This window comes from Streptococcus sp. HMSC034B03 (assembly GCF_001838575.1).
GTDB lineage: Bacteria > Bacillota > Bacilli > Lactobacillales > Streptococcaceae > Streptococcus > Streptococcus anginosus.
Window position 1 is genome coordinate 229,542 of record NZ_KV837619.1, and the last position, 13,109, is coordinate 242,650.

A 13,109-nucleotide genomic window follows, 5' to 3' on the forward strand; every position below is an offset into this window, starting at 1 on the left:
TAACGGCAAACTCCTTTCTATCAATAAAGAGATTGGTACAAATGACTGTAAGCTTGGCTAGCTGTATCCCATGAAAAATCACGTTCCATAGCTTGTATTTGAAGGTTATACCATGCTTCTTTATCGTTATGATAGAGGCTGACAGCCATATCAAATGTCCATTTCAGCCAGTAGCCTGAGAAATTATTAAAGCTAAATCCAGTTCCTGTTCCTTCATAAGCATTGTAGGGTTGAACGGTGTCACGAAGACCACCAACTTCATGTACAAGTGGCAATGTTCCATAACGCATGGCCATCATTTGGGACAATCCACATGGCTCAAAGCGACTTGGCATTAAGAACATATCACAAGCTGCATAAATTTCTTGCGCTAATTTCACATCAAAAGTGATATTGGCAGATAATTTTTCTGGATAAGCTTGACCAAACCAAGCAAATGATTGCTCAAAAGATGGGTCTCCTGTTCCTAAAAGGATAATTTGTACATCATCTTGCAATAAATTGTGTAATTGATCCACAACTAAATCAAAGCCTTTTTGCCGAGTCAAACGTGATACAATCCCTACTAGAGGTACATCATCACGCACAAGCAGACCAACTTTTTCTTGCAACGCACGCTTATTTGCCAACTTGCCAGATAAATCGTCTTTATTAAAATGATGATCCAATAACGCATCTGTTTCTGGATTATAAATATCTGTATCAATTCCATTGACAATACCTGATACTTTACCAGATTCCATTCGTAAAATTTGATCCAAACCACATCCAAATTCTGGGGTCATGATTTCATGCGCATAGCTTGGTGATACGGTTGTCACCCGATCTGCATACAAAATCCCTGCTTTCATCCAATTCAAGCAGTTATTCCAACGCAAGGTACCATCTGCATAACGCTCATAACCCACTCCAAACAAATCCCAGAGCATGCCATCAGAAAATTGCCCTTGAAATTCTAAATTGTGAATGGTTAAAACAGTCCGAATACCATGATAAGCCTGAATCCAATGGTATTTTTCTTTCACCAAAAATGGAATCATCGCTGTATGATAATCATGCACATGGAGAACATCTGGAATAAAATCTACTCTTTCCATCAACTCAACAGCTGCCATTTGGAAATAGGCAAAGCGTTCGCCGTCATCAAAATCGCCATAAACATGTCCGCGGAAGAAATAGTATTGATTGTCTATAAAGTAGAAGGTAACACCGTTTAAAACTGTACGTTTCACGCCTACATATTGACCACGCCAACCGACCTTCACTTCAAAATGGAACAAGTCTTCCATTTGGTCGCCAAACTTTTTATCCACCATATCATAGTATGGAAGAATGACACCCACTTCATGACCAGCTTTCACAAGAGATTTAGGGAGAGCGCCAATGACGTCTCCCAATCCTCCTGTTTTAGAAAAAGGTGCACCTTCTGCTGCTACAAATAAAATTTTCATTGAATTCTATCCTCTGTCACTTTTTCGCCTTTTTTAAGAACAACTGGGTTATCAACTGTTCCTCGAACGGTCACATTCTCAGCAATCTCAACACCCTTATCTAAGATTGCATAGTCTACAACAGCATTTTCGCCAATAAGGACACGTGGGAAAAGAATACTGTTTTTTACACGACTTCCTTTTTTAATACGAGTATTACGAGAAATGACAGAACCACTCACTTCTCCTTCAATAATACTGCCAGAAGCAAATTGAGCATTTGAAACCTTAGAACCGACTGCATAATAAGTTGGCTCTTCGTTTTTTACTTTCGTATAAATCTTTTGATTTGGAGAGAAAAGGGAATAGAATTTTTGTGAATCAAGCATATCAATATTGGCATTGAAGTACGAAGTGACAGAATGAATATTTGCTAAATAACCCGTATATTCATAAGCAAACGCTTTTTCCTGAGCAGCTAAATCACGTAAAACATAACGTAATTTTTGAGGAAATTCTTTTTGTGCTTCTATTTCTAACTTTTCAATCAGCCAAGGTGTATCCACAACAAAGATATCCGTTGACATGTTGTACAAATCCTGATCTTTTTTATCATCAAAAAGATGGTGATTTTTCACATGATCTGTTTCATCAATTTCCAAAACAGCATTGACTTCGGAAATTTCTTCTTTTGGTAATTTTTTATAGACAACTGTGATCGGTTGATCAGTTGTACCATGTAAGTGGAAGACTTGGTTCAAGTCGATGTTCACCAAAACATCACAGTTCAATGCTACCGTTTGATCGCTGCCCGAACGTTTTAAGTAGGTCAATAATTGCTCGTAGTATTCTTTACCAACAGTAGAACTTTCTACGCGCGTATTATAAATACCAAGATAGTAGTGACTCAAAAGAGTAGACAGCCCCCATTCACGCCCCGAACGGATATGGTCAAAGACAGAACTAATATTATCTTGTTGGAAAATGCCAAAGACGCTCCGAATCCCTGCATTGGCCAGGCTAGACAACGGAAAGTCAATTAAACGATATTTCCCACCAAACGGCAAACTGGCAACTGGACGATGATTTGTCAAAGTAGACATATCATGAAATCCAACTGTATTTCCTAAAATTGCTGAATATTTATCAATCTTCATCTGATGGTACCCCCACTTTCTCATTGTATCCGATAACTTGTACTTCGTCTGTTCCATCAATTTCTACACCATCAGAAATGATAGCTCCTTCACCAATAATAGCACGTTTGATTTTTGCACCTTGACCAATGATAGCACCACTCATAATCACAGAATCTTCTACAACTGCATCTTTACGCACTTGAGCTTCCGTAGAAAGAATGGAATGCTTAACCGTGCCATCTACCAAACAGCCGTCCACAACCAAAGAATCTTCTACATGAGCATTTTCTCCAAGGAAGTTTGGTGGGGAAATCAAGTTACGTGAATAAATTTTCCATTGACGATCACGGCTATCTAAAGCATTGTTTGGATCAATATATTCCATATTGGCTTCCCAAAGTGATTCAATCGTTCCAACATCTTTCCAGTAGCCTTTAAATTCATAAGCATAGACGCTTTCGCCGGATTCGAGATAATTTGGAATAACATTCTTACCGAAGTCAGACATATCTACATTGCTCTTTTCAGCAGTGACCAACATATTGCGGAGACGTTTCCAGTCAAAGATATAAATCCCCATAGAAGCCTTGGTAGACTTAGGTTCAGCCGGTTTTTCTTCAAATTCGACAATGCGATTATTAGCATCAGTATTCATGATACCAAAACGACTGGCTTCTTTTAAAGGAACATCCAGAACAGCTACCGTCAGACTGGCGTTGTTGTACTTGTGAGATTGAAGCATATCATCGTAGTCCATTTTGTAAATGTGGTCACCAGACAAAATCAAGACATACTCAGGATTGATAGTATCAATATAATCAATATTTTGATAAATCGCATGACTAGTTCCTTCAAACCAACGATTTCCTTCACTTGCTGAATACGGCTGGAGAATAGAAACTCCTGTATTAATACCATCCAGTCCCCAACTAGAACCATTCCCAATATGACTATTCAAAGCTAATGGTTGGTATTGAGTAATGACACCAACATTATGAATTCCTGAATTGGCACAATTGGACAAAGCAAAGTCAATGATACGGTAGCGTCCACCAAATTGTACTGCTGGTTTGGCAATACTTTGAGTGAGTTTTCCAAGGCGTGTCCCTTGCCCACCGGCAAGAATCAAAGCTAGCATTTCATTCTTCATCTGTTACTCCTTTTTGGACTTCTTACTTCCATTTGCTGATTTCACACGACGTTTAATTTTCCAAATACTTGCCCCTAATGCTGGCAAAGTAAAGGTCAACGTCTGAGGATAATCCTTCCACAAGCCTTCTTGAGACTGAACTGTTTGATTGTGTTCTTTCCACACACCTCCCCATTCTTCTAATTCGGTATTCCAAATTTCTTCATATATGGCTGCTACCGGAACACCAATGGTAAAGTCTTTGCGTTCTACCGGAGCCATATTAAAGACGCAAACTAACATATCTCCCTTGTCATTTTTCCGAATAAAGGAAAGTACACTTTGATCTGTATTATCCGCATCAATAATCTCTAAACCGTCCCAACTCAAGTCATTTTCCCACAAAACGCGATTTTCTTTATAAAGCTGATTGAGCTGAGAAGTGAAATGCTGCATCTTGGCATTCATATTATCAGCCAAATCACGCCATTCTAAAGATTCTTCGCATTTCCATTCTAAGAATTGTCCCCATTCGCTGCCCATAAATAGTAATTTCTTCCCTGGGTGACATATTTGATAAGTATAAAGATTTCGCAGACCAGCAAATTGATTATAGCGATCTCCCCACATCTTATGCATGAGACTCTTCTTACCATGTACCACTTCGTCATGAGAGAATGGCAGTAAGAAGTTTTCAGAGAAAGCATACATAAAACTAAAGGTTACTAGATTAAAATCATACTTGCGGTAAATTGGGTCTTCTTCGTAGAAGCGCAGAATGTCATTCATCCAGCCCATGTTCCACTTGTAGTCAAATCCAAGACCACCCATTTCTGCCATACCTGTAATCTTTGTATCACTCGTGCTTTCCTCTGCAATCATCATGACATCTGGATGAGCCAGTTTGATAACCGTGTTCAAGCGTTGAAGGAAGTAATAGCCTTCGTAGTTGCGATTGCCCCCGTCAATATTTGGTTGCCATGGACCACTATCATAATCTAGGTAGAGCATGTTGCTAACAGCATCCACACGGATTCCGTCTAAGTGATAAAAGTCAATCCAAAACTTGATACTAGAAATCAAGAAAGACTGCACTTCATTCTTTCCTAAGTCAAAGTTAAGAGCGCCCCAGCCGTAATTATGGGCACGGTCATGATCTTGATACTCAAATGTAGGCGTACCGTCATAATAAGCCAAAGCATCATCATTGATAGTGAAATGTCCCGGCACCCAGTCTACAATTACACCGATATTATTGATATGACATTCTTCAACAAAATCACGGAATTCTTCTGGCGTACCGTAAGTATGTTCAAGAGCAAAGTACCCCATCAACTGATAGCCCCAACTCAACCCAAGCGGATGCGCCATAAGAGGCATGAATTCCACATGTGTGTAATTCATTTTGACAAGATACGGAATGAGTTCATCTTTTAATTGGGCAAATGAATACGGGGTTCCATCTTCATTTTTCTTCCAAGATCCTGCATGAGCTTCGTAAATATTCACCGGTCTAGAGAAAAATCCCCAACGTTTTCTGCGAGCCAACCACAGACCGTCTTTCCATTTCTTTTCAGGAATTGTTCGAACAACAGCTCCTGTTCCAGGGCGTTTTTCAAAATAAACTGCCAGCGGATCAATTTTCAAAATTTCTTGCCCGCTACTTCGTTTGATGTTGTATTTGTAAATGTCTCCTTCCTTAGGTAAATCCGTAAACACTTCCCATACGCCACCTTCATTACGTGCCATAGGGATTTGATTTTCATACCAGTCGGTAAAGTCTCCAATCAGATGCACACTCTGAGCATTCGGTGCCCATACACGAAATGTATAGCCACTTTGCCCATCTACTTCATCTTGATGAGCCCCCAAATAGTGCTGCAAATGGAAATTTTCACCTGTGGTAAAAGTTCTCAATGCTTCTTGTCTATCCATTTTTCCACCTCGATTTGTAAGCGTTTTCTATGATTCTATTTTACTATTTTTCCTATTTCTTTTCAAGTAAATTTCCATTATTATTACAAAAAATTCTCAAAACCGAACATTTCTTCAAACAATGCCCACTATTAGCAAAAATAACTAGATTTTGTTAAAGTTTTGAACTTTTCATTCCATTCCTACTAAATAGTCGATAAAAGAGTAAACTTTTTTAAATGAAAATTTTCATAAAGGTCTAGACAGCTTTACAAAAAAGGCCGCACAAAGCCGCCTTTTGATTTAGTTTATAAGATTGAATTGCAACAACAGGATATAATTTCAAATATCATTCCTCCATCGTCTGGTTACATACTAGTTTACCGTATTTTTCTGAAATTTTCAATAACTTTTTCTAAAAAATCAGCTGATTTGTGAACTTTTTTATTTTTTTACAACTCAAATATTCGGAAATAGAGGATTCTATTTTTGTAAAAAAGAATTGGGAGCATTCATCAGCCCAATTCTCTAAAAATCTTATCTAGTCTACTTTTACTACTTGAAGTTGAACTCCGCCCAACAACACTAGATATTTTTCTATTTTTTCAATACCATACGAACGACGAAGGGCTTCAGCGTAAAATGCTAATTGTGCCTGGTAGCGCCCCACTAATTCACTTGGATTTGTATATTGATCTGTCTTATAATCAAAGAGAACGATACGATCAGCCAGTAGGAGATAACCGTCCAAAATTCCACGGACCACAAAATCCTGTCCGCTCGCTTGATCTTGCTTTAACATAGCAAAAGGAGCTTCACGATAAACTTTATCTGCCTGCTTTAAGAGTAGTTGACCAAGCTCTGTCTCAAAGAAACTAGCTATCTTTTGCAAATCAATCTTCTTTTTGACAGTTTCTTCTGCCTGAACCTGAGCTAATGTTTCCTTTAAAATAGCTATTGTAGGCAGTTGATTTAAAGGAATACGCTGCATCAGTTCATGGACAGCACTACCGATTTGCGCTCCTGTAACAGGGGCTTTTTTAGCAAAGTCAGGTAGTTCAAAAGAAGTTTTTCCAATAAAATCTGGAGTTTTTTTCTCCATAATCTCAACACCGTCTGTATCCATGATCGGTTCATAAAATTTCTTGATTTGGCTCGGTGTCCGAACACTTGGCAAATGGATGGCTGCTCGATACTGAGTATTTAGCCTGTCCACATTTTCCAAAATATCCAAAGCCCTGCGAATATCCTCAGACTGGCGATTGTGCGCTAAGTTCTCCTCGACAATCCGTTCCTTCAGCTTTAACTGACCTATTTTCTCACTTGTTAAATCGCTATCCGTCACAAATTGTGTTGAAAAAGCTAAATCGTCTTTCTCAAAGACTGTCTGTAAAGCCCAAATCCAGTCTTGAAAACTTGTCATAGTTTGCCTAATGGAGGCTGCTAAACGACCATTTTCAGGAGCAGGGAAGGTCTTTTTCTCTAGGCTTTCTTGACGACCTTTGCCAACCAGATACAGCTTTCTTTCTGCCCGCGTCATAGCAACATAGAGCAGACGCATTTGCTCAGAAATACTTGCCAAATGAATCTCACGCTCATTTTGCACATAAGGAAGAGTATCAATAGACAAGCGAACATGATTAGGCGCTAACTCATCAGCAGCGTCTACCACTACGTCCGCGACATACTTGATGCCGACGCCATTTTGACGACTGAGAATCAAAGCAGAACTACTATCCTTACGATTGAAGACTTTATCCATATTAAGCAAAAAGACATATTTAAATTCCAAACCTTTGCTCTTATGAACTGTCACCAAGCGGACTGCATGCTTCGGAGCCGCAACGACGACACTCGCCAAGTCGTTCTGTGTTTCCAAGATTTTGTCAATCATCCCGATAAAACGCGACACCCCCTTAAAACTCATCTTTTCGTAGTCATTTGCTCGCAAAGTAAGAGCGTAGAGATTCGCTTGACGCCCTGCGCCATTTGGTAGGGCTCCTACATAGTCATAATAAAAGCGGTCTTGATAAATTTTCCAAAGCAAATCATAGAGCGAATTTATTTTTGCAAACTCTCGCCAATCCAGTAGTATTTCTTGAAACTGCTGGATTTTCTTTAAAAGAGGAGGTGTGATGAGTTCGGGATGTTGACCGTGTCCACTCAAAGCATTTTTCAACTTCTCATAAAGATTTTCTTGATGAATAATATAATTAGCTTCAGTCACCTTTTTTTGCAAGGCCAAACGAGCCAATTCATCCTCAGTAAAGGTGAACATTGGTGACTTTAGAAGTGCCACCAAAGCATAATCATTGAGCGGATTGTTAATCGTACGCAGAGTATCCAACATCACCATGACTTCTACAGACTGAAGGTAATTGTCCTCGCCACCGTCGGAAACGACTGGGATACCGTATTTGGCAAACTCAGATAAAATCACATCGTTGCGCGTCCGCGAAGCCGTTAGCAATGTCATATCTTCAAATGGGACATTTTCCTCATTGTTCAGACGGATAATCTCTTTGATAACCAGCGCCACTTCTCCCGCAGAAATAGAAGAAACATCCTTGTCATTCTCCTCATTATTCGTCTCAAGCATTCCGTCATAAATGAGAAACTCCGTCTGATATTGTGGATTTGGCTCTTTCTTATCAGGATTTCCAGCTACTAGATAATGCGTTTCATTGTAATCAATTTCTCCCACTTCCTCATCCATGAGACGTTTGAAAACGTCATTCGTGGCTTCCAAGACTTCTACATGACTGCGGAAATTCTCTTTCAAAACAATCAATTTCCCTTGCTGGCTATCGTCTTGATAGGTTTTAAATTTCTCATTAAAAATCTGTGGATCAGCCTGACGAAAACGGTAAATAGATTGCTTAATATCCCCCACCATAAAGCGATTATGCCCATTTGATAACAGCTCCAGCATACGCTCCTGCGTATGGTTGGTATCCTGATACTCGTCCACCATGACTTCATGATATTTTGTCCGATAAAAGTGGCGCACATCAGGAAATTCTTCTAAAATCTGAATGGCAAAATGACTGATGTCTGCAAATTCAAACGCATTTTCTTCTTTTTTCCGATTCAAATAACTTTCAACAAATGCTTTCATAAACCGTTGCAAGACAAGCAGGATTTCTCTTGCTTCCTCATGATAAGTTACTTGAAATTCAAAGCGATAAAATCGATCCGCTAAATTACGTAAAACTTGAATTTTTTCCTTACGTTTTTCATTATAAGTGCTGATAATTTCTTTTAATTCTTCTTTGCGTCCGCTGTTTGTCAAAGCTTTCCCATTGCTTGCACGTGAAATCTCTACAATTCTATCAAGTGCTGTGAGATAAGCTTCCTCAGAGGACTGCTCTTGTAAGCTTACCAGACAATCAAGCACGCTCTGCACATTCTCAAGGTATTTTGCTTTGGGAAATTCCTTGGCTTCATTCGCCAAATGATAATGGAAAAATTCTTCTAGGTCAAAAAGGGCTTCTTTTGTTTGTGCCAAAAGTTGCGCTTTTTCTTCTTGGAAATCTGCACGTTCATAGCCTTTCAAAAAATCTTTTTCCAACCATGCTATTGGACTACTAGTGGATTGCAAAAAAGCATAAATCTTATAAATCTGCTCTCGAAAACCAAGCAAATCTTTTCTTTGACCGGTAAAGTTTTTGACTAATTTTTTAAATAAAGCAGCCTGATCAGATTGATAGAATTCTTCAAAAACTTGCTCGAAAACTTCATTTTGCAGCAATAACTGCTCACTTGCGCTTTGTAAAATGCGAAAATTCGGCGCCAATTCTAGGAGATAACCATATTTATTTAGGACTTTTTGAGTGAAAGAGTCCATGGTACCAATGTCAGCATTTGGAATATCAGCTAATTGCTGTGCCAAATGCTGTTTGAGCTCCTCATCGCCTGTTGCCTTCAAAGCCTTGGATAACTCTTTCTCCAAGCGCTCTTTTAATTCACTGGCTGCTTTAACGGTAAAAGTCGAAATGAAGAGCTGGTCAATGCGAACTCCCCGCAGAATTTGGTCAATAATCCGCTGCACCATAACAAAGGTTTTTCCTGAGCCTGCAGAAGCAGATACAAGGATATTTTGACCGGAGGAGTAAATGGCTTCGATTTGCTCTGGTGTACGTTTTTGAGCTTTGTCAGACTGAGCTTCTCGTTCCTGCAAAGTATAGATTTCTTCCTGACTCAAAAATGGAATCTGTCTCATTTCTCTAACTCCTCCTTCATCTTTTCTATCCATGCTTGACGCTTCTTTTCACCTATCGGGTGACTATCTAACTTAACCAAATGGCGGGCGCTAGAGAGGTGAAGATTCGCTTCAAAACCCGTAATGGATTTGTATTGTTCCACAAAAGGCGCAATACTTCTACCATTTTCCGTATAAGGATTGATGTAAAAATGCCCTGCCAAAATCTGCTCAGCAGCACGGCGATACAAGAGTGCATTATAAGCCAACAATGTCTCCAATTCCTCTTGACTCAACAGATTCACTTTCTTTTTATCATACAAACCATTCAGCTGACGAGCCTGCTCAAACAAGAACAGACCTTTGTATTCTAGGTTCTTCATTGCTTCTTTGACAGCGTCGCCTTGCGACTTCGTCTTGGCTAAAGGCACAAGTGGATTGGTCATCTGCAGATACATAGCACCAAAAGCATGCGCTTCTTCATTCATCCACGACTCTTGTTTCAAAGCTGCTAGATAGGTAGGTAATTGAGAATTTAAGCCATTGAAAAATTTCTGAAAATCAAAATTCGTATCGCTTGATTTATAGTCAACAACGCCTAGACTGCCATCTATCTTCAAACGGTCAATCCGGTCAACTTTCCCTCGAATTTGAAGGTTGCGTCCGTCTGACAAGATTAGAACATTTGTTTCTTCTTGACCGAAAACAGCTTCTTCTTGAATGGTTTCTACCAATTCATTTCTCTCTAAAACCTGTCCTGTCGCACGCGCTGTGTCCAGCAAGACTTCGTGAGCAAACAAGGCTTCTGCATTTTCTGTATAAAGAGTTTTAAATTCTGCCTCCTGACTGGTTTCTTGAATGGCTTTTTCTAGGCGATTATCAAATGGCTCACTAGACTGCTCTTGCATGACTTTTTCAAACACACGATGCAGAAAATTTCCATGGCTACGCGCATCTGGGTGAATCGTCATTTCTTCCTGCAAAGCCAAGACATACTTCAAAAAATAAGCATATTGATTGCGGTAGAATTCTGTCAAAGCTGAAGTCGACAGTAGAAATGCCTGATGAGGCGGATAAAGAGCTTGCAATGTCTGTGTTGACAAGGTTTCTGTTTCAAGGCTTGACGTTACATTAGGAATCGAAATACCTTCGCTTTCCAATTTTTTGCGCAGAACCCGCACAGCTACTGACCAAAAAGTCTGTTCTTTCTCCGTCAAAGAGCGCTCTTTATCAATATCACCTTGATTCAACTCAATAACCCTCGCCAGCAGAGCTCGATAAGTTCCAATATCATCACTCGTTGCCTGCGAACGCTTCACTTCAATCGGCAGCCCAATTGGTTGTTCATGCAATTCTAACAAATATGGAGAAATGTTGTTCTCTATTTCATTGACAATCTGAGGAGTGGAGAGCACCAACCTCTCCGTTGCAGCATTCAGAAGTGACAAAGCGACAAAACGATTTTTCTGGAGATTTTCCTGAGCAGCAATTCGCAACTCCGAATGCTCATCAGTCGCTTCATTTAATCGTAATCGGTCTTCATCTGACAAGAGGCTCTTGTTTTGCGCAATTTTTGGAAAATAGTCTTGGGTCAAACCAACAGCATAGACAAAAGGACTTGACAAAGGCTCGATTAAGTCATAAGACTGAATGGTCACGACATCTACTGTTGCTGGAATAGTCCGATAGTTGGATAACAGCATTCCTGACTGCACCAGAGTCAGAAAATCATCTAGCTTGACTTTGCTGGCTGAAAAGACACTGGCAAATTGTTCCAAAACATGACAAAAAGCTTTCCAAACTTCTTCTTGCCGTTCTTGATCTTGCGGATTCGTAAAATCTACTAAACCAGCAAAATTCTGAGAAAAAGAAATTGTTGTTAAAAATTGATGAAATTTTTGAAGCAGGCCTGTCGCTGTTTGACTGCGAGATTTAAAAAATTCCAAGAGAGGAGTGACTATATTTTTTCTTAATTGATTGATATGAACTAGATTAAATTTTCGTTGTTGATTATGAGTAAATTCTTTAGAAAACTTACTCATTCCTCTCACGTCTGCAAAACGGATATATTGCTCAAACAAGTCTAGTTCTTCTTGCTTTAAATGACCATAAAGACCTGTTTTTAAGAGATTGAGCAAATCTTCCGTTCGAAAATTGTAGTGTTTTAGGCGCACTAAAGCTTCAATAAATTGCACCAAAGGGTGATGGGCCATAGCCTCACTTCGTCCCAGATAAAAAGGGATTTGATACTGATCAAAAATCGTCTTTAACTGTAAATGATACGTTTCCACATCTCCCAAAAGAACGCGAATATCCTTATAACGAACTCCATCATGAACTAACTGACGAATGCTTTTTGCCACATATTCTAATTCTTCTTTTTGATTGACTGTTGACCAAATCTGCACATGCGATCGATCCTGCTCCGTTAACTTTAGGTCAACATCTGAGAAATCATACCGACTTTCTAACAGTTTTGAAATCTTTCCAAAAGCATCATCTGGCTGGCTTGCTGGTATATATTCAGGTTTCACTTCAAATTTACCTGCTAACTGTCGCAAGAAATCAACACTCGCCTGATAAAGATTGCCCTCTCGAAAACTTGCACGATACGCTTTTTCACTTGCATAAGCACCGATGATAATTTCCACACCCTTATTATGCAAAAGCTCGATCAAATAAGCTTCCTCAGCCGAAAAGCGCGTAAACCCATCAATAACCAAGATTAAATCCTGCAGCTCCTCATCCACATCACCTGCTATAATATGATGGGTAAAGGCCATGATATTTGAATCAGAAGTAAATTCACTCTGATTAAGCTGATACATCACTACTTGAAAAATCTTGATTAAATCTGCTTTTTTCTCTGCTTCTTCCAAATAGTCTAGGTCTGTATAACTCATCTGAGCGACTTGCAGTTCATGATAGAGCTCAACCAATTGCTGAATAAATTGTGCATCCGTCCGAATGCCACCATACAGCCTCAAATCATGCTCATTCATTTCTGAAAGCACTTTATAAAAGAGCATGCTAAGCCCAATATCATCTATGTTTTCTCCCTTTTGCACATCATTGAGGACAAAATAACGTGCCATCTGCGCAAAACGTGTCACTGTAATAGCAAAGGAAGCATGGTTTTCTAAAAGAGCCAAAACAGCTCTCTCCTTTTCAAATGAAAGAGAATTAGGTGCAATATAAAACACGCGCTTACCTTCCTGTGCCAAGCGTTCTGCTTCTTTCACCAAAATCTTCGTTAAGGGATTGCGAATATCTGTATAAAGTAATTTCATGAGCAT

6 protein-coding genes are annotated in these 13,109 nt (G+C 39.4%); all 6 read right to left on the reverse strand.

Translation table 11 applies throughout. The annotated features are described in order from the left end of the window. Positions 1-20: 20 nt before the first annotated feature. On the reverse strand, positions 21-1,451 hold the full coding sequence (glgA, locus tag HMPREF2634_RS01170; RefSeq protein ID WP_021001507.1) for a glycogen synthase GlgA: 1,431 nt from the start codon (positions 1,449-1,451) through the stop codon (positions 21-23). Continuing rightward, complete coding sequence (gene glgD, locus HMPREF2634_RS01175; protein WP_021001506.1) at positions 1,448-2,587, reverse strand: glucose-1-phosphate adenylyltransferase subunit GlgD; 1,140 nt, start codon at positions 2,585-2,587, stop codon at positions 1,448-1,450. Before glgD ends, glgA begins: the two co-directional genes overlap by 4 nt. Beyond that, the gene (locus HMPREF2634_RS01180) at positions 2,577-3,719 is read right to left on the reverse strand and encodes a glucose-1-phosphate adenylyltransferase (RefSeq protein ID WP_021001505.1); all 1,143 of its coding nucleotides are present in this window, start codon (positions 3,717-3,719) and stop codon (positions 2,577-2,579) included. Before HMPREF2634_RS01180 ends, glgD begins: the two co-directional genes overlap by 11 nt. Positions 3,720-3,722: 3 nt before the next feature. Then, a complete protein-coding gene (gene glgB / locus HMPREF2634_RS01185) occupies positions 3,723-5,633 on the reverse strand; it encodes a 1,4-alpha-glucan branching protein GlgB (RefSeq protein WP_021001504.1) in 1,911 nt (636 codons plus the stop codon). 520 nt (positions 5,634-6,153) lie between these two features. Continuing rightward, positions 6,154-9,834, reverse strand: coding sequence for a helicase-exonuclease AddAB subunit AddA (gene addA, locus HMPREF2634_RS01190; protein WP_021001503.1), 3,681 nt, complete (start codon positions 9,832-9,834; stop codon positions 6,154-6,156). Further along, positions 9,831-13,103, reverse strand: a complete 3,273-nt coding sequence (gene rexB / locus HMPREF2634_RS01195; RefSeq protein ID WP_070836120.1) for an ATP-dependent nuclease subunit B — start codon at positions 13,101-13,103, stop codon at positions 9,831-9,833. The genes addA and rexB overlap by 4 nt, the downstream gene beginning before the upstream one ends. Positions 13,104-13,109: the final 6 nt, after the last annotated feature.

What these genes read in the sequence shown, in the direction of transcription:
- glgA (WP_021001507.1), bottom strand. Translation starts at nt 1,451, where the DNA reads ATGAAAATTTTATTTGTAGCAGCAGAAGGTGCACCTTTTTCTAAAACA.
- addA (WP_021001503.1), bottom strand. Translation starts at nt 9,834, where the DNA reads ATGAGACAGATTCCATTTTTGAGTCAGGAAGAAATCTATACTTTGCAG.
- glgB (WP_021001504.1), bottom strand. Translation starts at nt 5,633, where the DNA reads ATGGATAGACAAGAAGCATTGAGAACTTTTACCACAGGTGAAAATTTC.
- rexB (WP_070836120.1), bottom strand. Translation starts at nt 13,103, where the DNA reads ATGAAATTACTTTATACAGATATTCGCAATCCCTTAACGAAGATTTTG.
- glgD (WP_021001506.1), bottom strand. Translation starts at nt 2,587, where the DNA reads ATGAAGATTGATAAATATTCAGCAATTTTAGGAAATACAGTTGGATTT.
- HMPREF2634_RS01180 (WP_021001505.1), bottom strand. Translation starts at nt 3,719, where the DNA reads ATGAAGAATGAAATGCTAGCTTTGATTCTTGCCGGTGGGCAAGGGACA.